A 23344-nucleotide genomic window follows, 5' to 3' on the forward strand; every position below is an offset into this window, starting at 1 on the left:
ATGACGAATAAACTAATTATACTTTCTATTGCGGCATTCTCCTTAACTGCCTGCAAAAAAGAAGCTCCAAAGCAAGATGGCCCGAAGCCTTATCCGGTGGTATCTGTGGAAGCTAAAAATGTAGTGGGTTATCAAACATTTCCGGCTACCATTCAAGGTAGGGTAAATAATGATGTACGTGCTAAAATCCAGGGATATATCACCCAGGTTTTGGTGGATGAAGGACAATACGTTACCAAAGGACAGCCATTATTCCGTCTTGAAACCAATATTCTTAATGAAAATGCTGCTGCTGCAAAAGCAGGAATAGGAGCCGCACAATCTAATATTGCCGCTGCACAGGCTGCTGTGAATGCTGCACAGGTAGAGGTCAACAAACTAAAACCTCTCGTTGCTAAAAATATCATCAGTAATGTCCAGTTGCAAACTGCTCAGGCAGATTTGGCAAAAGCACAGGCACAGCTTCAGCAGGCTGTGGCTTCAAAACAACAAGCAACAGCGAACTATAAAGGAGTGGAAGCTAATATTGAGTATTCCGTTATTCGTGCCCCTATTTCGGGAGTGGTAGGTAAACTTCCTTTAAAAGTGGGAAGTTTAGTAGGTCCTACGGATCAGACTCCTTTGACTACCATTTCAGATACCTCGCAGATCTTTGCTTATTTTTCTATGAATGAAAAAGAATATTTTGACTTCCTTGAAAAATCCGTAGGAGCAAGTGTCCCTGAAAAAATCAAAAATCTTCCTATGGTTGAACTGCAACTAGCTAATGGAAGCTTATATCCTGAAAAAGGCAGAATTGAAGCCATTACAGGCCAGATTGATCCTACAACAGGTACGATCCAGTTCAGAGTAGGATTCTCCAATGCTCAAAAATTATTAAGCAATGGGAACAGTGGAACCATCAGATTTCCTCAAAGATATGATAATGTCTTAGTGGTTCCGGAAAGTGCTACTTACGAACAGCAAGGTATTGTGTATGTGTACAAAGTAGAAAAAGATACAGCCAAAAATGTGGTAGTGGACGTGATAGAAAGAATTGATAATATGGCATTGATCAAATCAGGAGTTAACAAAGGAGAAACTGTAATTGCAGCAGGTATCGGAGGTCTAAAACCGGGAACGGCAATCATCAAGAAACCTGTAAAAATGGATAGTCTTGTTCAATCTATAAAACCGAAATTCTAATGATAAAGAACTTTATTAACAGACCGGTTTTATCTACCGTTATCTCAATCTTGATTGTGATCCTCGGTGTGTTAGGGTTGATTTCCCTTCCGGTTACGCAGTATCCTGATATTGCGCCGCCTACAGTAAGTGTTACCGCAAACTATACAGGAGCCAATGCCGAAACTGTAATGAAAAGTGTGGTGGTTCCTTTGGAAGAACAGATCAACGGGGTGGAAGGAATGGATTATATTACTTCCTCGGCGGGAAATGACGGTTCTGCCAACATCCAGATTTTCTTTAAACAGGGAATTGATCCGGATATTGCAGCAGTAAACGTTCAGAACCGTGTAACCAGAGCTACACCATTACTTCCGAGCGAGGTAACCCGTTCAGGAGTGGTAACACAGAAGCAGCAGACAAGTGCCTTGATGTATATGTCTTTCTATTCAGAAAATAAAGATCTGGATGACGTATATCTTCAAAACTTTCTGAATATTAATATTATTCCCAATCTGAAAAGGATTAACGGTGTAGGGGATGCCAACGTTTTCGGGGGTAAAAACTACTCGATGAGAATCTGGCTGGATCCCGCAAAAATGGCGGCGTATGGTGTAACTCCAACAGATGTTACCAATGCCATCAATGACCAGAGTAGAGAAGCCGCTGCAGGTTCTATCGGGCAAAACAGCGGAAGTTCATTTGAATATATCATCAAATATGTGGGTAAATTCAACGATAAGGGACAGTATGATAACATTATCATTAAATCTCTTAGCGATGGTCAAAACTTGATGCTGAAAGATGTTGCCAAAGTAGAACTGGCAGGTCAGTCTTATACGGGAATAGGAGAAAACGGAAATAACCCTTCCATCAGTATGGGGATTTTCCAGACACCGGGTTCCAATGCTCAGGAGATCATTCAGAATATTAAAACCTACTTAAAATCCGCAGAAGGAAGTTTTCCTCAAGGAATAAAATACACCTTTAACTTTGATACCAACGAGTTTCTTGAAGCATCAATCGAAAAGGTAGTTCATACTTTGATTGAAGCATTTATTCTGGTATTCATCGTAGTATATATCTTTTTACAGGATTTCAGATCTACTTTGATTCCGGCGATTGCTGTTCCGGTATCCATTGTGGGAGCTTTCTTTTTCCTGAATTTATTTGGATATTCACTGAACCTATTGACCCTATTCGCTTTGGTTCTTGCCATCGGGATTGTGGTGGATGATGCCATCGTCGTCGTCGAAGCGGTTCATGCTAAAATGGAACATGGAATTGCTGATGCCAAAAAAGCTACTGTAGAAGCGATGGATGAAATTACTGGTGCCATTATTTCAATTACCCTGGTAATGGCCTCCGTATTTATTCCGGTAACCTTTATTACAGGACCTACGGGAGTATTTTATCAGCAATTCGGGATAACCCTTATCGTGGCGATCATTATTTCAGCGATCAATGCACTGACATTGAGTCCGGTTTTATGTTCATTATTCTTAAAACCTCATGCAGCGCACCATGAAAAGTATCAGAATTTAAACTTTATTCAAAAGTTTTTCTATAAGTTTAATATAGCCTTTAAGACAACCACAGATCGTTATGGAAGAGGATTTGTATTCCTGTTGAGACATAAATGGGTTACTTTGATCATTTTTGCTGTTACAGGGGGTATTCTGTTCTGGGCAAGTTCTACCATGAAAAAAGGATTTGTACCTACTGAAGACAGAGGAATTATCTTTACCGATGTTCAGCTTCCTCCCGGTGCCTCTATGGAAAGAACATATAATGTTTTGAAAACTCTTCAGAAAAATGCATTGCAGGTTCCCGGAGTACAAAACGTAACCATTTCAACAGGTAGAGGTTTCTTATCAGGAAATGGCAGTAACAATGGTCTTGCATTTGTTAAATTAAAACCTTTCGATGAAAGGAAAAAAGATGGCCAGACTTCTGAAGATATTACCAAAAAACTATTTGGAATTGTCGGAAAAGTTCCTGATGCTAAAGTTGTGTTCTTCCAGCCGCCGAGTGTACCAGGATTTGGTAACAGTGCCGGTTTTGAAATGGTGTTGCTGGATAAATCGGGAGGAGAATATGCAGATCTTGACGTGAAAACCAATGAATTTATCGGTAAACTGATAGAAAGACCTGAAATTGATTTTGCACAAACATCATTTAACACGAAATATCCTCAGTATCAAATGGAAATTAATGTTCCGTTGGCAAAACAAATGGGAGTTTCCGTTAATGACATTCTAAGCACCATGCAAGGATATATCGGAGGAATTTATACTGCTGACTTTACCAAATATGGGAAACAGTTCAGAGTAATGGTTCAGGCACTTCCTGAGAACAGGAAAAGTATCGATAACCTGAATGAACTTTATGTAAGAACTGGTTCAGGAGTGATGTCACCAATATCACAGTTTGTCACCTTATCAAAAGCATACGGGCCACAATCCGTTAGCCGTTATAATCTATTTACTTCAGTGAAGATTACAGGTGCAAACTCACAAGGATTTAGTACCGGTGATGCCATCGGTGCAGTACAGCAGGTAGCAAAAGAAACCTTAGGTCCGAATTATGATGTTGAGTTCACCGGATTATCAAGAGAAGAATTAGCTTCAGGTTCACAAACTTTACTGATTTTCGCATTAAGTTTGATCTTCGTTTATTTCATCCTTTCTGCCCAATATGAAAGTTATATTCTTCCTTTGGTAGTGGTAATATCTCTTCCTTTAGGGGTGATGGGAGCTTACTTCGGACAAAAAATAATGGGCTTGGAAAACAATATTTATTTCCAGATCGCTTTGATCATGTTGGTGGGATTATTAGCTAAAAATGCCATCTTGATTGTGGAATTTGCCGTCCAGAGAAGACATCATGGAGAAACCATCGTTATGTCTGCGATCAATGCGGCTAAAGCAAGGCTAAGACCTATTTTGATGACCTCATTTGCATTCATCTTCGGTCTTTTACCTTTGGTGTTGGCAAGCGGAATCGGTGCAGTAGGAAACAGATCCATTGCAACGGGTGCAGCGATCGGGTTATTAATAGGTACTATTTTAGGACTTTTCGTGATCCCTGTTTTATATGTGATCTTTGAAACATTGCAGGAGAAAATCAAGCCGATCAAAAAAGAAGAAATCAATTTAGCTGAATAAAAATTAAAAGATATTAGAGGTTGGATATTAGACTTAACATAAAAGTTGATATAATTCTAGCCTCTAGTTCTAGTATCTAACTTCTAATTTTTTATAATGAAGAGTTTAAACATCATAAAAGGAATAACGTTTTCGGTAGTAATTTTAGGTGCCATTTCCTCTTGTGCAACAAGAAAAGAATATGAAAGGCCTAAAAATGTAACAGACGAAAAACTTTTCCGTACAGATATGCTTCCTAAGGACAGTACCAATATGGCCAATATTTCTTGGAAAGAAATTTTTACTGATCCTATTCTTCAGGGGCATATTTCCAAAGCGCTGGACAATAATCTGGACATCAGAATTGCCTTACAGAGTATTTCATCTGCAGAAGCATATTTAAAGCAAAGTAAAGCTGCTTATCAGCCAACACTTTCCGTGGGACCGAATTATACATTTCAAACCCAATCCTTAAATACCCAATTCGGGCAGATTATCGGAGAAAGGAGATATGTGAATCAGTTCGATATCACTGCAAGTTTAGGTTGGGAGGCCGATCTTTGGGGGAGAATGAAATCCCAGGAAAAAGCACAGCTAGCTACTTATTTGGGAACTGTTGCGGCTCACAAAGCGGTAAAAAGTGATCTTGTTGCGTCCATCGCTTCTGCATATTATCAATTATTGACTTTCGATTCTCAAAAAAAGATCATTCAGGAGACGATTGATGTTCGTGAGAAAAATCTCGAAACAACCAGAGCATTGAAACAAGCCGGAACTGTTACAGAAGTTGCTGTTCAGCAGAGTGAAGCTCTTGTTTACAATGCAAAATCTCTGTTGATTGACATTGATACTCAGATTCAGTTATTGGAAAACACCATGAGTTTATTAATGGGAGAGCCTTCTCATTCAATCGAAAGATCAACTTTAGAAAGTCAGAAATTACCTATCAATTTGGAATTGGGCTATCCAGCTCAATTATTGGCCAATCGTCCAGATGTAATGAGAGCAGAATATAACCTGATGAATGCTTTTGAATTGACCAATGCTGCTAAAGCTCAGTTTTATCCGACCTTGAAGATAACCGGAAGTGGAGGACTTCAATCGGTTGATATTGACCATCTATTCAGTGTGAATTCATTATTTGCGAATGTTGTAGCCGGTTTAGCTCAACCCATTCTGAACAGAAGACAGATCAAAACCAATTATGAAGTAAGTCTTGCCAATCAGGAAACGGCTTATCTGAATTTCAGAAAAGCTGTTCTAACAGCCGGAAAAGAGGTTTCTGATGCGATAAGAGTGTTTTCCGTACAGGATTCTTTCATTGATTTGAAAAGAAAAGAGCTCGAATCTTATAAAAAGTCCGTTGATTATTCTCAGGAATTGGTCAACTACGGGATGGCAAACTACCTTGAAGTATTGAATGCGAGTGTCAACTCTTTGAATGCAGAACTTAATATTTCCAATGCGGAATATAATAAAATGAAAGCTGCTATAGAGCTGTATCAGGCTTTAGGTGGCGGATGGAAATAATATTGTTATATATATTAATCTTGTGAAGCGTGTATTAAGTTTTTTAATGCACGCTTTTTTATTGGATTGATATATTAATGATTTTCAGCAATTTAAATTAAAATAAAATTTTTCTTGTATTTATGTATTTAACTACGTAGTTTTGTACTTAAAATAGATCGAATGGAAATCAATTTTAAAAATATTGGCAATGAATATGCGGAACAGGTGATTGATTTGATCCTGAATATTCAGCAGAAGGAATTCAATATTCCCATTAGCATCGATGATCAACCGGATCTTCAGCAAATTGAAAATTTCTATCTCAAAAACGGAGGGAATTTCTGGGGAGCATTTCTGAATGGAGAACTTATCGGAACGATAGCATTAGTGAAATTTAGTGGAAGCCAAGGAGCCATCAGGAAAATGTTTGTGAAAAAAGAATTCAGAGGCAAAGAATTGAATATTGCTCAAAAACTATTGGAAATACTCATTTCTTACTGTTGTGCAAATGGTATAAAAGAGATATTTTTAGGCACCGTATCTGTTTTGGAAGCTGCCCAAAGGTTTTATGAACGTAACGGCTTTGCAAAAATAGATAAAGAAAAGCTTCCTGCCACATTTCCATTAATGAATGCAGATACTATTTTTTATGCTTTGAATTTAAATGATACACCATGAATATAATCAATGAATCAGGAATCCTGGCTCTCTCCACAAGACTGCAGCGGTTGAGTGAACAGCTTCGCAAAGATGGGGCCATGATCTATAAAGCCTTTGGAATTGATTTTGAGCCCAAATGGTTCCCCGTTATCTTTACCCTGCATCACAGAAATAAACTGGGAGTAGTGGAAATTGCCAATGAAATAGGGTACACCCATCCGTCTACAATAAGCCTGCTTAAAGAGTTAGAAAAGCAAGATCTTATTACTTCTGAAAAGGATCAGCATGATGAGCGCAAACGCCTGATTCAGCTTAGCCCGAAAGGAATAAAACTTGTGGAGCAAATGAAACCTGTTTGGGAACTGATGTCAAAAGTATTGGAAGAAATTGCCGATAATGAAAACCAATTATTGGCTGCTATTAATGAAGCTGAAGAAAAAATAGCAAATCAATCTTTTCTGCAAAGAGCTTTACAGATGAAAAAATCTATGGAATAATAAACTTTGACAATAAAAAAGCCTGTAAACTTAATTTACAGGCTTTCTTTATATTTTGTAAGAATTAATTACTCTTTTTCACCAGTCCAAGATCCGGATCTGTCCGGAGTAGGCACTGAATTTCTCCAGGTTCCGCTTCCTTTTTCATTATCTTCTTCCACTGTTAAAGTTCCTCTGAATTCTCCGTCAGCTGGAAGCCCGATTACCGCATTTAAATCTCCTGAAGTATCCAGATGACCTGAAATGTTATAATTTTCATTTGTGTCATCAGAATGCATGGTTCCGGTTACTTTACCGTCGCTTGCTACTACAATATACCAGGTTCCTTTTTCGCTTCCTTCATATTTTCCGGACCAGGTTCCGATATAATCATATATATTCTCTTCTTCTGAGCTACATCCGATGAATAAAAATGCCGTTAATAAAAGTAAAAAAAGTTTCTTCATAGTTTTATAGTCATTGATGAAATAAAGTTTCTAATAATCAAAAATCTGTGGAGAATACGGGGATCGAACCCGTCACCTTTAGACTGCCAGTCTAACGCTCTAGCCAGATGAGCTAATTCCCCATTTTTCGTGCAGCATTTTCCGAAGCGCTACAAAAGTAAGTATTTAAACTACATGTGCAAACATTTTGTTGAATTTTATTTAACAGGAAAGCGAATTGTTTGTATAATAATTATTTTTTTAAGAATACTTTACAGAAACATGAAAATTAAGTTTTAAACAAATCCCATATTCGTTATTTTTCCTTCTTTTTTAAAAACTACAAAGTGTAAAAGCAGATCATCACTGGAAAAATGCTGTTCAAAAGCAACTTCCTGTTGACCCCCGACAGTAATTTTCTCTTCAAAAACTTCTGCTGTATAATGATCAAAATCTATTTTTAAAGTAATAATATCAACTTCATGAGCATTCAATTCTTTTCCCCAATAAAGATTCTTATTCCATAATCCTAAAGAAATCATCACATGAGTTCCCGGATTGGGAATGCTGCCAAACTGAAATTTCTTTAAAAGCAATTTTCCTTTATCTGTAGAAAGTCCGTTCTGTACTGTTCTTTTACCTCTTCCTGAAATATGATCACAGTCTTTTATTTCTGTCATCAGCTTAGCAAACTTCTGATAGAGTAGAGGATCATCCGCTTCCTTGAGATAGGAATTCAAAGCCAGTCTTATTGTTTTCCCGATTTTGGAACAGTGCCCAAATTCTGAACTATTCTGCCTTACCTTCTCGTAAGCCGGATTTTTCTTAAATGCCGTTTTATTGAACCCGCTTTTTTTCCGAACCACATTCTTGCCGTTCAGTGTATAAAAAACAAGGTCTCCAACAGAACCTTTAAGTTGGATTAAGCTTTCATAAGTTGCCATACATTTAAATTGGAATCAAATATAATGATAATTAATTAAATACAAAATTTTAACATATATTTATAGTATAGTTGTAGTATAGTTTATATATAATTAAAATATAATATGTATATTTGTAAAACAATATGTTACTACATTAAAAATCAGTTCAATATGAAAGCGGCTTTCATTCAAAACACGAGAAGAATACACCAATTATCCGTTATTCTGATAGCGTCAACCATTATGGTTTCCTGCGGAAGTTCTAAAAACGCATCTGCTGCTAAAAGCAAAAGCTCTAAAACTGTTGCTAAATCAGAAAACCTGAGAAAACTGGATTCAAAATTTGATGGAAAGGTTTCAGGCTCTATTAAAGATATTCTGAAAGATGCTGAAAAATATATTGGAACTCCTTACAAGTTCGGTGGCAACACTTCTTCAGGATTCGACTGTTCAGGTTTTACCGTGAAAGTCTTTGAGGAGAATGATCTGAAATTACCAAGAAGATCATCTGATCAGGCAGAAACAGGAAAGAACATCGATATAAAAGAGGTGAAACCGGGTGATCTTTTATTCTTTGCGACAGCTGGGGGAAGCAGAGTATCCCATGTAGGAATAGTTCACGATATCGGAAGTGATGGTGAAGTCAAATTTATTCATGCATCCACTTCAAAGGGGGTTATTATTTCTTCTTTGAACGAAAAATACTGGAATAAAGCCTATCTCCATGCACAAAGAGTTTTGTGAAATTCTTATTGAAGCAGAGACCGAAATTAGTATATAATACATACACATTTCTAAGGAATAAAAGGGCTGAAATGCTCTTTTTTTGGTTAATGAACAGTATAAATTGAGGCGATTGTTCTATTTTAATTAATATTCTGCGGATGTTAAGTTTAAAAAGGTTTTGCTGAAGTTTTTTGTATCTTTGGCGCGTATAATTTTAAACTAGAAACATGTCGTTACAGCAAACAATTGAAAACATTTGGGATAACAGAGATTTATTACAGAATGAAGACAGCCAGAAAGCCATCAGAGAAGTAATTTCTTTATTGGATTCAGGTGAGCTTCGTGTAGCAGAACCTACGGAAAACGGATGGCAGGTGAATGAGTGGGTAAAGAAAGCTGTAGTAATGTATTTCCCAATTCAGAAGATGGAAACTATTGAAGTAGGGCCGTTTGAATTTCATGACAAAATTCCTTTAAAAAGAAATTATGCAGAAAAAGGTGTGAGAGTTGTTCCTCATGCTATTGCCAGAGAAGGATCTTTCGTGGCTTCAGGAGTGATCATGATGCCTTCTTACGTAAACATCGGAGCTTATGTAGATTCAGGAACCATGGTAGATACTTGGGCTACAGTAGGAAGCTGTGCACAGATCGGTAAAAATGTTCACCTGAGTGGTGGTGTTGGTATCGGTGGTGTTTTAGAGCCATTACAGGCTGCTCCGGTAATCATTGAAGATGATTGCTTCATCGGTTCAAGATGTATTGTTGTAGAAGGAGTACACGTAGAAAAAGAAGCTGTTCTAGGAGCGAATGTTGTATTGACTGCTTCAACAAAAATTATTGACGTTACAGGAAGCGAACCGGTTGAGATCAAGGGAAGAGTACCTGCACGTTCAGTAGTGATTCCGGGAAGTTATACCAAACAATATCCTGCAGGAGAATATCAGGTCCCATGTGCTTTGATCATTGGTCAGAGAAAAGAATCTACCGATAAGAAAACGTCTCTTAACGATGCTTTAAGAGACAATAACGTAGCTGTTTAAGCCGATATCAACTAATACCCGTACAGTCTTGAAAGAAAAATTTTTAAAACTGATAGTAAACCCTAAATATATATTTGGGGTTTATCTTATTATATCCGTTGTGACGGCAATTTCCAAGTATTTCAGAGGAGATTATGCCATCAATAATTATCTGATCTTTAAAAATGTATTCTTCAATACAATCCATCAGAAAAACTTATTTATCCATTATCCTGATCTGTATTTTGATCTGAATCATTACGGGATATTTTTCAGTTCACTCATCGCGGCTTTTGCCATTATGCCGGATTGGCTAGGTATTTCCCTGTGGAACTTAGCCAATACATTTCTTTTTGTGTATGCCATTTATAAACTCCCTTTTTCCGATAGTAAAAAAGCACTTTTTGGACTATTTTGCTTGCAGGAATACATTACTGCTGCTCTAAGCCTGCAGTTCAATGTGGCTTTAACAGGGCTTTTATTATTATCCGCCGTATACATTTACGAAAGGAAAGAAGTGAAATCAGCGACCGCAATATTGGTAGGAGTTTTTGTGAAAATTTATGGAATTGTAGGGCTTTCACAGTTTTTCTTTATTCAGAATAAAAAGAAGTTTATTCTTTCGGGAATTGCTATTGCAGTATTATTTTTTGTACTTCCTATGGCGTATTCCAGTCCACAGTTTGTGGTACAGAGTTATGCGGACTGGTATCATTCCATTATTGAAAAGAACAATGAAAATCAAGTATTGGGAAACATGCAGGATATATCATTGATGGGATTTTTCAGAAGGATTTTGGGAGATGCTTCCATTTCCAACCTGGTATTTCTGGCAGTAGGATTACCTTTATTTGCATTACCATATATCAGAATGAAGCAATATAAAAACTATGCATTTCAATTGATGATTCTGGCTTCCACACTATTATTTTTAGTATTGTTCAGCTCAAGCTCGGAGTCTCCGACTTATATTATTGCAGTAGTAGGAGTAATGATCTGGTTTTTCCTGCAAAAAGAAAGAACTCCATTGAACATAGGCTTATTGGTTTTTGTCATTATTTTCACTTGTTTTTCCACTTCGGATCTGTTTCCGAAATGGGTAAAACACGATTATATCATCAAATATTCTTTAAAAGCTGTACCTTGCATTGTGGTCTGGCTAAGAGTAGTGTATGAACTTTTAACCAAAAATTTTGAAACAGATTACAGTCTGAAATAAATAATATGAAGAAAATTTCTATCGTCATTCCTGCCCATAACGAAGAAGGAAACGTTGCTTTGGTCCATGAAAAAATAAAAGAAGTTTTTTCCGGATTGAACAATTATGATTTTGAAATTATCTTCGTAAATGATGGAAGCCGGGATAATACCCAGCAAAAATTAGAAGAGCTTTCCGAACAGTTTGATGAAGTGAAATATATTGAATTTTCCAGGAATTTTGGGCATCAGCCGGCTGTAAAAGCAGGAATGGACCATGCTCATGGAAATGCAGTGATCTCTATGGATGGAGACCTTCAACATCCGCCTGAACTTATTCCTGAAATGATCCAAAAATGGGAAGAGGGTTATGATGTGGTTTACACTATAAGAACTTATCCCAAAGAAATTTCCTATTTCAAGAGAAAAACTTCAGACTTCTTTTACAAACTATTATCCCATCTTTCCGATGTTAATCTAACCAAAGGCGGTGGCTCAGACTTCAGACTGTTGGATGCCAATGCAGTAGAAGTGATGAGAAACTTCAATGAGGATGATCTGTTTTTAAGAGGCTTAACCAGCTGGATGGGTTTCAAACAAACCGGAATCGAATTTACCGCAGCAGAAAGAGTAGCCGGAGAAAGCAGCTATAATCTAAAGAAAATGATCAAATTTGCGTTTACAGGAATTACGGCTTTCAGTGTAAAACCTTTGTATATTGCCGCTTATTTAGGATTTTTATTCTCAGGAATTTCAGTAGTCGGATATGCATTGTACGTCATTTATGCTTTTGTTGCCAAGACAGAAATTTCTGGTTGGGCATCATTGATTATGACGATTGTATTTTTCGGGGGGCTGCAATTGATTATTCTTGGAATTATCGGAATGTACCTGGGGAAAATTTTCAAACAGGTAAAAGAAAGACCGAATTATATTATTAAAAATAAAAACTTTTAAAAATGGTATTATTGAGTTTTGATATCGAGGAGTTTGATATGCCATTGGAATATAAGGGTGAAATCCCTTTTGACAGACAAATTTCGATTTCCCAGCACGGACTGGAAAATATTTTAAATATTTTAAAGAAACATCAGGTAAAAGCTACCTTTTTCTCTACAGTAGTCTTCGCGGAACAAAGCAAACCTCTGATTGAAAGATTACTTAATGAAGGTCATGAATTGGCTTCACACACATGGTTTCATTCTGAATTTGAAGAAAAACATTTAAAAGAATCCAGAGAAAAGCTGGAAGAATTATTTTCGACTAAAGTTACAGGATTAAGAATGCCAAGAATGATGCCTGTGAACGAAAAGGAAGTGGAAAAAGCGGGATACACCTATAATTCATCTATCAATCCAACCTTTCTTCCGGGAAGATATAATAATTTAAAAGTTTCAAGAACCTACTATAAAGAGGGAAATGTCATGCAGGTCCCTGCTTCGGTTTCTCCTAATTTCAGGGTCCCTCTGTTTTGGTTAAGCTTTCATAATTTTCCTTTATCTCTATACAAAAAACTGGCTTCCGACGTTTTGAAGAAAGACAATTACCTCAATATCTATTTTCATCCGTGGGAGTTTTCCGATATTAAGGATGAAGCATTTAAACTTCCTGGTTTTACCACCAAAAATACGGGAAAAGAAATGATAGAGCGATTTGATACATTTGTCGGCTGGCTGAAAAGTAAGCATTACAGTTTTGGAACATTCCAGGAATTTCAAAAAAGGATAGAATCATGAAAATTGCTTTTGACGCAAAACGTTTTTTTCACAACGCATCGGGATTAGGCAATTATTCAAGGGATCTTGTGAGGATTTTAGCACATTATTTTCCGGAAAACGAGTATGTGCTTCTCAATAAAAACAAGTCGGAAAGAGGAGAGAGCATCCTGGAAAATTCCAACGTTCATTTTATTGAAACCTCAAAAGGAAGAATGTCTCGTCAATTTAAAATGGGAATCGATGCACAGAAGGAAAAAGCAGATATTTTTCATGGTTTATCCGGAGAATTACCTTTAAAATGGGAGAAAACACCGATTAAAAAAGTAGTTACCATTCACGATCTTATTTTTGTAAGGTACCCTCAATATTATTCTTTCTTCGACAGGCAAATCCATCTGTGGAAGTTTAAAAGAGCTACTCAGATTGCAGATAAGATCATCGCGATTTCAGAACAGACTAAAAAGGATATCATTCACTATTTAAAAGTTCCTGAAACGAAGATTGAAGTTATTTATCAGGGATGTCATAAGGCTTTTAAAGAGCAGCAGTCTGAAGAATTTACCCAGCAGACCAAACAGAAATTCAACCTTCCCGAGAAATTTATTTTAAATGTAGGAACCATAGAAGACCGCAAAAATCTTCTGAATATTGTAAAAGCCATTAAAGGAACGGATATTCCATTGGTTGTGATTGGTAAAAAGACCAAATATTACCAAAAAGTTGCTGGGTTTATCAGTAAAAACACCATGGAAAAACAAGTCCATTTTCTTGAAGGTGTTTCCATGGATGAGCTTGCCGTTATATACAAACTCGCTGACATTTTTGTTTATCCCAGTTTTTTTGAAGGCTTTGGAATTCCTGTGATAGAAGCGTTATTCTCTAAAACCGTAGTTATCACAAGCAACAGAAGCTGTCTTCCGGAAGCAGGAGGGAAAGATTCAGTATACATCAATCCGGATGATTACCATGATATCCGTTCCAAAATACAATTTCTCTGGGATAATGAAGCAGAAAGAAAACGCCGTGCTGATAAGGGTTTCGAGTTTGTTCAAAAGTTTAATGACGAAACTATTGCCAATGAATTAATGAACTTTTATCAAAAAATTCTTTAGAAAAATATTTGCAGTTTAAAAATAAATCCTACATTTGTACCACAAATTTCAACAATGAAACCGAATTTTTTGACAATGCATCATTATTATCATCATCTCTGCTAAGACGGAATTGATTGATATGTGTATATGTTAAAAATCAAAATAATTAAAACCGTCTGAGTAAACAGGCGGTTTTTTTGTTTCTAAAATTTATCACGGGAAATTTTCTTCAATTAAACAGTTTTTATTTACTCAGACTCAAAAAAAGTAAAATGAGTAGATTAAAAATTGCCATTCAAAAAAGTGGTCGGCTGTATGAAGACTCTCTACAGATTCTCAAAGACTGTGGTATTTTTATCAACAACGGGAAAGACCAGTTAAAAGTTTCGGTAGATAATTTTCCTATCGAGATCATGTATCTGAGAAATTCCGATATTCCTCAATATCTTGAAGACGGAGTAGTGGATATAGCCATTGTTGGTGAAAACCTTTTAATAGAAAAACAGAAAAATATTGAGATTGTTCAGAAGCTGGGGTTCTCGAAATGCCGTGTTTCGATTGCAGTTCCAAAGGAAGTGGAAACAGACAATCTCACTTATTTCCAAGGCAAAAAAATAGCAACATCTTATCCGAACACCCTCAAAAAATTCCTTGAAAACAATAATATTTCCGCGGAGATTCACGTAATCTCTGGTTCTGTGGAAATAGCCCCGAACATTGGACTGGCAGATGGAATCTGTGATATCGTAAGTTCCGGAAGTACCTTATTCAAAAACGGATTAAGGGAAACTGTCACTTTGCTTACCTCTGAAGCTGTACTTGCCAAAACTTTCAATCTGGATCAGGAAAAAGAAATAATTCTCGACAGGCTTTTATTTCGCATTAAGGCTGTTCTAAAGGCCAAAAATTCCAAATACATCCTGATGAATGTTCCAGATGAAAAAATAGCAGCCGTTTCTGCTGTGCTTCCAGTATTGAAAAGCCCAACCGTACTTCCTTTGGCAGAAAAAGGCTGGAGCAGTATTCACTCTGTAATCGATGAAGAAAGATTCTGGGAAGTCATTGATGAGCTTAAAGAAAACGGAGCCCAGGACATTTTAATAATTCCAATCGATAAAATGGTGATGTAGTATGAAGATTTATCAATATCCATCAAAAGACCAATGGGCTGAACTGACTCAACGCCCGGTTCTGCAAAAACAGGAAATTTCAAAGACCATAGCCAACATCTTTTCACTTGTTGAAACAAATGGTGATGCAGCTCTTCTGGAACTAAGCAAAAAATTTGATGCCGAAATCAATAACATTTCAGTTTCTAAAGAAGAGATTGAAAGAGCTTATGAAATGATCAATGAGGATCTGAAGAAAGCTATTCAACAGGCCAAAGAAAATATTTCAGTGTTTCATGCTTCACAAAAAGAAGAAGTTCAGAAAATTGAAACAACAAAAGAAGTGATCTGCTGGAGAGAAAGCAGAGCTATAGAAAAAGTAGGAATTTATATTCCCGGGGGAACAGCACCTTTATTTTCTACGGTTCTGATGCTTGCTGTTCCGGCTCAGTTAGCAGGCTGTAAAGAAATTGTTCTATGTACGCCGCCTGATAAATACGGAAACATAAATCCGGCTATTTTGTATGCAGCCCAGCTTTGTGGTGTTACTCAGCTTTTTAAAGTGGGTGGAGCACAAGCCATTGCAGCAATGACTTTAGGTACGGAAAGTATTCCTCAGGTCTATAAAATTTTCGGGCCAGGAAATCAATATGTGGTGGCAGCTAAAGAGTATGCACAACAATATGGGGTTTCCATTGATATGCCTGCAGGCCCCAGTGAAGTATTGGTCATTGCCGACGAAAAAGCTGTTCCTTCATTTTGTGCTGCAGATTTACTCTCGCAGGCAGAACATGGAAGTGACAGCCAGGTGATTTTTCTTACCACAAGCTTATCTGTCCTCAATGAGACAATCAGGGAAATTGATGAACAGATTAAATTGCTTCCAAGAAATGAAATGGCTCAGCAGTCTTTGAATAACAGCCATTTTATTTTATTGGATACTATAGAGAAAGCTATTGAATTCAGCAATCTGTATGCGCCGGAACATCTCATTTTAGCTACAGAAAATTTTGAAAAGTATATTCCTGATATTCAAAATGCAGGTTCTGTTTTTCTTGGAAATTATTCCTGTGAAAGCGCCGGAGATTATGCTAGCGGAACCAATCACACACTGCCCACTAATGGATTTGCCAAAAATTATAGCGGTGTTTCCTTAGACAGCTTCGTGAAAAAGATCACCTTTCAGCATGTATCAAAAAAAGGACTGAAAAATTTAGGAAAAACAATAGAAATCATGGCACAGGCGGAAGGATTAGCTGCCCACAAAAATGCTGTTACCATAAGACTTAAAAAGAATATATAATGAAACAATTTACTGTCAATACATTCGTTAGAGAAAATATTTTAGCATTACAACCTTATATCAGTTTCAGGGATCATAATGAATTTGAAGCACCGGTTTTCCTGGATACTAATGAAAACCCGTTTGGGACATTCAACCGTTATCCGGATTCTACCCAAAAGAAATTGAAAAATAAACTTGCTACACTTAAAAATATTTCTCCGGATCAAATAGCCGTTGGAAACGGAAGTGATGAGCTCATCGATCTTATTATAAAAATTTTCTGCGAACCGAAAAAAGATGCTATTCTGATGATGAATCCTTCTTTTGCCATGTATGGATTTTATGCTGCCATTAATGAAAATAAGGTCGTTAAATTAGATCTTGATCAGAATTTTGAGATCATAAAAGGCGACTTTATAAAAATCATCAGTGAATTGCAATTAAAAATATTCTTCCTATGCTCACCCAATAATCCGACGGGAAACAGTATGGAAGACATTGAATTTTATATTCAGAATTTTAAGGGAATTGTTGTAGTGGACGAAGCTTATATAGAATTTTCGGATAAAAAATCCAGTATAGAACTGTTGGATAAATATCCTAATCTCATAGTCCTTCAAACATTCTCCAAAGCTTGGGGAATGGCCGGAGCCAGGGTAGGAACAGCCTATGCATCAAAGGAGATCATTAGATTAATCAATACGGTAAAAGCACCTTATAATACCAATTCTTTAAGCCAGGAACTGGTGATACAAGCTCTTGATGAGCAAGATCAATTTAATAAAAACGTAAAAGAAATCATCAATGAAAGAGCTCGTTTAAAGCAAGAATTTGGAAAAATTGAATGTATTGCAAAAGTATTTTCCACTGATTCCAATTTCTTTTTAATTGAATTTAAGGATGTTGAAAAAGTGTATGACAGCCTGTTAGAACAGGAAATTTTAACGAGCAAAAGAGCTCCGCAGATTCCCAATTGTATAAGAATTAATATCGGAAATAAAGAAGAGAACAATCAACTCATAACTGCACTAAAAAACATCACCTCATGAAAAAAGTATTATTCATCGACCGCGACGGAACGTTGATCATAGAACCTGAAGATTTCCAGATCGATTCCCTGGAAAAATTAGAGTTTTATCCGGGAGTATTTCAAAATCTTTCCAAAATTGCCAAAGAATTAGATTATGAATTGGTAATGGTGACCAATCAGGATGGTTTGGGAACGGAAAGTTTCCCTTATGAAGATTTCAATGCCCCACATGAAAAAATATTGAAAGCATTTGAAAATGAAGGTGTTATTTTCAATGATATTCTTATCGATAAAAGTTTTGAACATGAAAATCTGCCTACAAGAAAACCGGGTACAGGTTTGCTGGGGAAATACCTTTATGGAAATTATGATCTTGAAAATTCTTATGTAATCGGAGATCGTGTCACAGATATTCAACTGGCTCAAAATCTTGGTTCCAAAGCTATTTTTATCCATGAAAATCCCAATGAAAATGCTGCATTAACTACGAAGAGCTGGTATGAGATCTATCGGTTTTTGAAGACAATTCCGAGAAAAGCCAAAGTATCCAGGAAGACTAATGAAACAGATATTGAAATTGAAGTCAATCTTGACGGAAATGGCCAATCTGAAATTTCTACTGGTTTACATTTCTTTGATCACATGCTGGAGCAGATTGCAAAGCACGGAAATATAGATTTGAAGATCAATGTAAAAGGTGATTTACAGGTGGATGAGCACCACACGATAGAAGATGTTGGAATTGTATTGGGAGAAACCGTTTTAAAGGCATTAGGACAAAAAAAAGGAATTGAAAGATATGGTTTCCTTCTTCCTATGGATGACAGTCTTGCATGGTCCGCCATAGATTTTGGAGGAAGGCCGTGGCTGGTTTGGGAAGCTGAATTTCAGAGAGAAAAAATTGGAGATGTGCCCACTGAAATGCTTTCTCACTTCTTTAAATCATTCACAGACTCTTCAAAATCCAACCTGAACATACGGGCAAAAGGAGATAATGAGCATCATAAAATAGAATCCATTTTCAAGGCTTTTGCCAAATCGATAAAAATGGCTGTGAACCAAACTGATCAAAATTTCAATATCCCTTCTACAAAAGGAAGTTTATGACATGATTGCAATAATAAAATATAACGGCGGAAATGTAAATTCCGTCCAAAACGCCTTAAGCCGTCTGAATGCAGATTCTCTCATTACTGATGATCCTGAAGTGATCCGAAATGCAGATAAAGTCATTTTTCCCGGAGTGGGAGAAGCATCTTCCACTATGGCATCATTAACAGAAAAAGGGCTGGATCAGATCATTCCGACATTAACTCAACCTTTTTTAGGAATTTGCCTTGGAATGCAGCTGATGTGTAAAAATACAGAAGAAGGTAATACTGATGGATTAGGAATTTTTGATATTAATGTGAAAAAGTTTCCCGCCGGAAATATAGTGCCTCACATGGGCTGGAATACGATTTCCGGACTAAGATCTGACCTGCTTTCGGAATTGAATGAAAATGACTTTTATTTTGTTCACAGCTATTATTGTGAACTTTCGGAATACACTACTTCTGTCTGCGATTATATTCTGTCCTTCAGCGCATCATTGCAGAAAGAGAATTTTTATGGAGTTCAGTTTCACCCCGAGAAATCCGGAAAAGTAGGAAATGAAATATTACGAAACTTTTTAAAGCTTTAAAAAATGAAAATTATTCCAGCTATTGATATTATTGATGGAAAATGTGTTCGCCTTTCAAAAGGTGATTACAGCACCAAGAAAATTTACAATGAAAACCCTGTGGAAGTAGCTAAAGAGTTTGAAAATTACGGCATCAGGTTTCTACACCTTGTGGACTTGGATGGCGCCCAATCAAAACATATTGTCAATCAAAAAGTAATTGAGAACATTGCCAGAGAAACCTCATTAAAAATAGATTTCGGAGGCGGGCTTAAAACTCTTAAAGATATAGAAACAGCATTCAGTTCCGGTGCGTCACAAGTTACTATCGGAAGTATTGCAGTACAAAATCCTGAATGGTGCTATGATCTGATTGAAAAATATAAAGGAAAGATCATTTTGGGAGCCGATTGTGAAAACAGAAAAATAAAAACATCAGGATGGCTGGAAGAAAGTGATAAAGATGTCCTTGACTTTATACTTGAATACCAGCAAAAAGGCATTGAACAGGTAATCTGTACAGATATTGCCAAAGACGGAATGTTGGAGGGCCCTTCAACAGGCCTATATCAGGAAATCCTTAACCAAGCTTCTGTTCAATTAATTGCAAGTGGTGGAATTTCCTGTATGGATGATGTTTTAAAAATGAAAGAGATCGGCTGCTCAGGAACCATTATCGGGAAAGCTATTTACGAAGGAAGAATATTATCACAACAACTTCAAAATTTTATGGACAATGCTTAAAAAAAGAATCATTCCGTGTTTGGATATCAAAGATGGGACAACGGTAAAAGGAATTAATTTTCAGGGGCTTAAAAATGCAGGAGATCCTATTGAACTGGCTAAAAAATATGAAACGGAAGGAGCTGATGAGTTGGTCTTCCTGGACATTACAGCCACCATTGAAGAGCGGAAAACATTCGCTGAACTTGTCAGAAAAATAGCTTCAGAATTAAGCATTCCATTTACTGTAGGAGGAGGAATTTCAACCATAGAAGATGTTAGAAAGCTTCTGGAAGCGGGAGCCGACAAGGTAAGCATCAATTCTTCTGCCGTGAAAAATCCACAATTAATTTCTGATCTGGCCAAAGAATTCGGAAGCCAGTGTGTGGTGGTGGCTATTGATACAAAATTTGTGGATCAATTAGATTGGGTTCATATCAAAGGAGGAAGAGAAATTACCGATCTCAAGACGATAGAATGGGCTAAAGAAGCAGAGCTTTTAGGGGCCGGAGAAATTCTTTTGACATCAATGGATGGTGACGGAACCAAAAATGGATTTGATATAAGGATTACCAAAATAGTTTCTGAAAACGTTTCGATTCCCATTATCGCGTCAGGAGGTGCAGGAAGTATGAAAGACTTTGAAAACGTATTGCAGCAAACAAAAGCAACAGGAGCTTTGGCTGCAAGTGTATTTCATTTTGGAGAAATAGATATCAGAGAATTAAAGAATGAATTAAAAACAAAAAATATCCCCATACGATGATAGTAGATTTCGATAAATCGGGAGGACTTGTTCCGGTAATCATTCAGGACAACAGAACACTTCAGGTTTTGATGTTAGGATACATGAATGAAGAAGCCTTTGAAAAAACAAAACAAGAAGGTATCGTCACTTTTTTCAGCCGTTCCAAAAACAGGCTTTGGACAAAAGGAGAAGAATCTGGAAATTTTCTTACTGTAAAAAGTATAGATGTTGATTGTGATCAGGATACAATTCTTATCAAAGTAATCCCCGGAAATACGGTTTGCCACACAGGAAGCTTTAGCTGTTTTGGGGAAAAAGATTCCAAAGGGTTTATATATGAGCTGGAAGATAAAGTATCGTCCAGAATTGATAAAAAAGTAGAGAATTCTTATACATATTCATTGTATCAGAGAGGCATCAATAAGGTTGCCCAAAAAGTAGGAGAGGAAGCAGTAGAATTGGTTATAGAAGCGAAAGATAATAATGATGATCTTTTCAAAAATGAAGCAGCCGATTTATTGTATCACTTTTTGATTTTATTAAAGTCTAAGGGAATGTCGCTTGAAGAAATTGAAGAAACTCTTTTAGACAGGGACAAGTAATGTATTCGATTGCATCTTAGTAATCCTTGATTAAAAAAGCCAGCTGAAAGCTGGCTTTTAATATTACTTTTAAAATTTTTACTTCTCAATCAAAATTTTTCTCACCGCAGTCTGCTCACCAGATTTTAAAGTAACAAGATAAGCTCCTTTTGATAACCCGGAAACATTCAGTTTGGTTTCGTTTTCTTTATTCAGAATCAAACGTCCGTTCATATCTGTTACTTCTACTTTAAAGTTTTTCACTTCACTGGGTAAGTCGATATGCAAAACATCTTTAGCGGGATTCGGATAAACTTTTACTGACTCTATCTTATTAACTGTTTTTTCTTCTGTTCCTAAAATAGAAGTCGTAGCTACGGCAAAATGCTGAAGTGCTCCCACAGCTGCCTTTCCCACATTAAATACATATACCGGATCAATATTGGCAAATGTATCATTCACCGTATGTTCATTATAACTTCTCGTATATTCGTAGAAACCGGTAATCACTTCTCCTTTATCTTCAAATGGCATATAATCTGAAGCATATGCCGGATCAATAGCCGTCTGAAGTGGTGAATATAAAGCTGTACAAGTTGCTAATTGTTGAGTTACAGCTTGTGAAGCCGCATTGTTGCTTGTAGGACTTCCCTGGTCTTCATCACAATAGATAATATTATTGGTATTTCCAAGTTCACCTCCAACTTGATCAATATTAAAAACCAGCTTGATATCCAGTTGACGAACACCATTTACATAAGCAACATTATTTACATAATGGCTACTTCCATATAGCCCCTGTTCCTCACCGGAAAAGTGAATGAATTTGATAGAGTACTCTGTAGGAATATCCTTTAAAATTCTGGCTGCTTCTAAAAGAATAGCAGTTCCGCTTCCGTTATCACTTACTCCAGGACCTACAATAGTATCATAGTGACCACAAATAATAACATATTTGTTAGGATATACAGTTCCTGTTTTGGTAATGATAAGGTTTTTTGAGTTGGTACTGCTTCCTATAGTAAAAGGATCTTCCACCATCTGGCTAACAGTATATCCATAAGAAAGATATTTGTTCTTGAGCCAGTTTAGAGCTGCTGTATTAAGAGCAGATCCCGTTGTCTTAACCCCCAGATTTCCAAATTCCTGTAACAGCGTAGTAATATTCGTCTGAGTTACCTGGTTGGCCCTGTTTTGATACGCCTGAATAAAAGTCTGAGCCTGTAAAGCATAAGCTCCGAAAGAAAAGAGTAGAAGAGCGGCAATTTTTTTCACTTGATATAATATTTAGTAATTCTTTAAGTATTTCACAATAATTTAGCAAATGTAGTAATAAAAAAATCCCGGGCAAAGAAACCCGGGATTATATTGATAACAAAAATTTTACATTATTTTACTTGATCTACAACTGCTTTGAAAGCTTCAGGGTGATTCATTGCTAAATCTGCTAAAACTTTTCTGTTAAGCTCAACATTGTTCTTTTTAAGAGCTCCCATAAACTGAGAGTAAGACATTCCGTGCTCTCTAGTTCCCGCGTTGATACGAGTGATCCAAAGTGCTCTGAAATTTCTCTTTTTCTCTTTTCTACCACGGTAAGCATATTGCATTGCTTTTTCTACCGCGTTTTTAGCTACTGTCCAAACGTTCTTTCTTCTTCCGAAATAACCTTTAGCGTGCTTAAAAATTTTCTTTCTTCTAGCTCTTGAAGCTACCGAATTTACTGATCTTGGCATAATTTAAATTGTTTTTTTGAAATGTGCGGCAAACTGTTTCATTGCACTTAGGAGCTCCATTTCAGGGTTAAAATTTTGAATTTTGTTTGAATTCTTATAAACCGAATTATAGATTTATAAAAACTACTTAATGGCTAATTGACGTTGAACGCTTTTTTCGTCCACTTTAGCTACGTAAGAAGTAGTAGTAAGATTTCTCTTCTGCTTAGTTTCTTTCTTAGTTAAGATGTGGCTTTTGTAAGCATTTTTTCTTTTGATCTTACCAGAACCAGTAAGAGCAAAACGCTTTTTAGCACCTGATTTCGTTTTTAATTTTGGCATTGTTTTGCTTTTTTATTGTTTTGTTATCAATATCTGTTTTGGTTATTCTTAAAAATGATTAGGAATA

Annotated in this window: 24 protein-coding genes and 1 tRNA gene; 19 read left to right on the forward strand and 6 right to left on the reverse strand. The window is 36.5% G+C overall.

What is annotated here, in order from left to right:
• From EGI05_RS01995 to EGI05_RS02015, 5 genes are all read left to right on the forward strand, one after another.
• Complete coding sequence (locus tag EGI05_RS01995; RefSeq protein WP_123261397.1) at window positions 1-1185, forward strand: efflux RND transporter periplasmic adaptor subunit; 1185 nt, start codon at window positions 1-3, stop codon at window positions 1183-1185.
• Complete coding sequence (locus EGI05_RS02000; RefSeq protein ID WP_123261398.1) at window positions 1185-4331, forward strand: efflux RND transporter permease subunit; 3147 nt, start codon at window positions 1185-1187, stop codon at window positions 4329-4331. The genes EGI05_RS01995 and EGI05_RS02000 overlap by 1 nt, the downstream gene beginning before the upstream one ends.
• 96 nt (window positions 4332-4427) lie before the next feature.
• Complete coding sequence (locus tag EGI05_RS02005) at window positions 4428-5840, forward strand: TolC family protein (RefSeq protein ID WP_123261399.1); 1413 nt, start codon at window positions 4428-4430, stop codon at window positions 5838-5840.
• 162 nt (window positions 5841-6002) lie between these two features.
• Complete coding sequence (locus EGI05_RS02010; protein WP_123261400.1) at window positions 6003-6500, forward strand: GNAT family N-acetyltransferase; 498 nt, start codon at window positions 6003-6005, stop codon at window positions 6498-6500.
• Entirely contained in the window at window positions 6497-6979 is a 483-nt protein-coding gene (locus EGI05_RS02015; RefSeq protein ID WP_123261401.1) for a MarR family winged helix-turn-helix transcriptional regulator, read from the forward strand. Before EGI05_RS02010 ends, EGI05_RS02015 begins: the two co-directional genes overlap by 4 nt.
• Before the next feature lie 68 nt (window positions 6980-7047).
• Here the strand turns inward: EGI05_RS02015 and EGI05_RS02020 are convergent, their stop codons facing one another.
• From EGI05_RS02020 to EGI05_RS02030, 3 genes are all read right to left on the reverse strand, one after another.
• Window positions 7048-7425, reverse strand: coding sequence for a hypothetical protein (locus tag EGI05_RS02020; RefSeq protein WP_123261402.1), 378 nt, complete (start codon window positions 7423-7425; stop codon window positions 7048-7050).
• Between the two features lie 48 nt (window positions 7426-7473).
• Window positions 7474-7547: transfer RNA gene (locus tag EGI05_RS02025), tRNA-Ala, on the reverse strand.
• 153 nt (window positions 7548-7700) lie between these two features.
• Window positions 7701-8348 carry a hypothetical protein gene (locus tag EGI05_RS02030; RefSeq protein WP_123261403.1) on the reverse strand — a complete coding sequence of 216 codons (648 nt, stop codon included), beginning with the start codon at window positions 8346-8348 and terminating at the stop codon, window positions 7701-7703.
• Between the two features lie 153 nt (window positions 8349-8501).
• Between EGI05_RS02030 and EGI05_RS02035 the strand changes: the two genes are divergently transcribed.
• The 14 genes from EGI05_RS02035 (at window position 8502) to hisIE (ending at window position 21244) form a co-directional block, all read left to right on the forward strand.
• Window positions 8502-9074 (forward strand): C40 family peptidase, encoded by a 573-nt coding sequence (locus tag EGI05_RS02035; RefSeq protein WP_123262546.1) that lies wholly within the window; start codon window positions 8502-8504, stop codon window positions 9072-9074.
• A gap of 209 nt (window positions 9075-9283) precedes the next feature.
• Window positions 9284-10096 (forward strand): 2,3,4,5-tetrahydropyridine-2,6-dicarboxylate N-succinyltransferase, encoded by an 813-nt coding sequence (locus EGI05_RS02040; RefSeq protein ID WP_123261404.1) that lies wholly within the window; start codon window positions 9284-9286, stop codon window positions 10094-10096.
• Between the two features lie 28 nt (window positions 10097-10124).
• Entirely contained in the window at window positions 10125-11294 is a 1170-nt protein-coding gene (locus EGI05_RS02045; RefSeq protein WP_123261405.1) for a glycosyltransferase family 87 protein, read from the forward strand.
• A gap of 5 nt (window positions 11295-11299) precedes the next feature.
• Window positions 11300-12229: a glycosyltransferase family 2 protein gene (locus EGI05_RS02050; RefSeq protein ID WP_123261406.1), complete on the forward strand. Its 930-nt coding sequence runs from the start codon at window positions 11300-11302 to the stop codon at window positions 12227-12229.
• 2 nt (window positions 12230-12231) lie between these two features.
• Window positions 12232-13008, forward strand: a complete 777-nt coding sequence (locus tag EGI05_RS02055; protein ID WP_123261407.1) for a polysaccharide deacetylase family protein — start codon at window positions 12232-12234, stop codon at window positions 13006-13008.
• On the forward strand, window positions 13005-14102 hold the full coding sequence (locus tag EGI05_RS02060) for a glycosyltransferase family 4 protein (protein ID WP_123261408.1): 1098 nt from the start codon (window positions 13005-13007) through the stop codon (window positions 14100-14102). Before EGI05_RS02055 ends, EGI05_RS02060 begins: the two co-directional genes overlap by 4 nt.
• A gap of 254 nt (window positions 14103-14356) precedes the next feature.
• On the forward strand, window positions 14357-15214 hold the full coding sequence (hisG, locus tag EGI05_RS02065) for an ATP phosphoribosyltransferase (protein WP_123261409.1): 858 nt from the start codon (window positions 14357-14359) through the stop codon (window positions 15212-15214).
• A gap of 1 nt (window position 15215) precedes the next feature.
• The gene (gene hisD / locus EGI05_RS02070) at window positions 15216-16496 is read left to right on the forward strand and encodes a histidinol dehydrogenase (protein ID WP_123261410.1); all 1281 of its coding nucleotides are present in this window, start codon (window positions 15216-15218) and stop codon (window positions 16494-16496) included.
• Window positions 16496-17527, forward strand: a complete 1032-nt coding sequence (gene hisC, locus EGI05_RS02075) for a histidinol-phosphate transaminase (protein WP_123261411.1) — start codon at window positions 16496-16498, stop codon at window positions 17525-17527. The genes hisD and hisC overlap by 1 nt, the downstream gene beginning before the upstream one ends.
• Window positions 17524-18615 (forward strand): bifunctional histidinol-phosphatase/imidazoleglycerol-phosphate dehydratase HisB, encoded by a 1092-nt coding sequence (gene hisB / locus EGI05_RS02080; protein WP_123261412.1) that lies wholly within the window; start codon window positions 17524-17526, stop codon window positions 18613-18615. Before hisC ends, hisB begins: the two co-directional genes overlap by 4 nt.
• A 1-nt stretch (window position 18616) precedes the next feature.
• Window positions 18617-19192 (forward strand): imidazole glycerol phosphate synthase subunit HisH, encoded by a 576-nt coding sequence (hisH, locus tag EGI05_RS02085; protein WP_123261413.1) that lies wholly within the window; start codon window positions 18617-18619, stop codon window positions 19190-19192.
• 3 nt (window positions 19193-19195) lie between these two features.
• Entirely contained in the window at window positions 19196-19915 is a 720-nt protein-coding gene (gene hisA, locus EGI05_RS02090; RefSeq protein ID WP_123261414.1) for a 1-(5-phosphoribosyl)-5-[(5-phosphoribosylamino)methylideneamino]imidazole-4-carboxamide isomerase, read from the forward strand.
• Window positions 19908-20660, forward strand: a complete 753-nt coding sequence (gene hisF, locus EGI05_RS02095; RefSeq protein ID WP_123261415.1) for an imidazole glycerol phosphate synthase subunit HisF — start codon at window positions 19908-19910, stop codon at window positions 20658-20660. The genes hisA and hisF overlap by 8 nt, the downstream gene beginning before the upstream one ends.
• The gene (gene hisIE, locus EGI05_RS02100; RefSeq protein ID WP_123261416.1) at window positions 20657-21244 is read left to right on the forward strand and encodes a bifunctional phosphoribosyl-AMP cyclohydrolase/phosphoribosyl-ATP diphosphatase HisIE; all 588 of its coding nucleotides are present in this window, start codon (window positions 20657-20659) and stop codon (window positions 21242-21244) included. Before hisF ends, hisIE begins: the two co-directional genes overlap by 4 nt.
• A gap of 78 nt (window positions 21245-21322) precedes the next feature.
• On the opposite strand, the gene EGI05_RS02105 is transcribed toward hisIE, so the two are convergent.
• From EGI05_RS02105 to rpmI, 3 genes are all read right to left on the reverse strand, one after another.
• The gene (locus EGI05_RS02105) at window positions 21323-22498 is read right to left on the reverse strand and encodes a M28 family peptidase (RefSeq protein ID WP_123261417.1); all 1176 of its coding nucleotides are present in this window, start codon (window positions 22496-22498) and stop codon (window positions 21323-21325) included.
• A 113-nt stretch (window positions 22499-22611) separates the two neighbouring features.
• The gene (gene rplT, locus EGI05_RS02110; protein ID WP_123261418.1) at window positions 22612-22956 is read right to left on the reverse strand and encodes a 50S ribosomal protein L20; all 345 of its coding nucleotides are present in this window, start codon (window positions 22954-22956) and stop codon (window positions 22612-22614) included.
• Between the two features lie 123 nt (window positions 22957-23079).
• Window positions 23080-23277 carry a 50S ribosomal protein L35 gene (rpmI, locus tag EGI05_RS02115; protein ID WP_002979658.1) on the reverse strand — a complete coding sequence of 66 codons (198 nt, stop codon included), beginning with the start codon at window positions 23275-23277 and terminating at the stop codon, window positions 23080-23082.
• Window positions 23278-23344 lie beyond the last annotated feature (67 nt).

The sequence above is a fragment of the Chryseobacterium daecheongense genome (assembly GCF_003729955.1).
GTDB lineage: Bacteria > Bacteroidota > Bacteroidia > Flavobacteriales > Weeksellaceae > Chryseobacterium > Chryseobacterium daecheongense.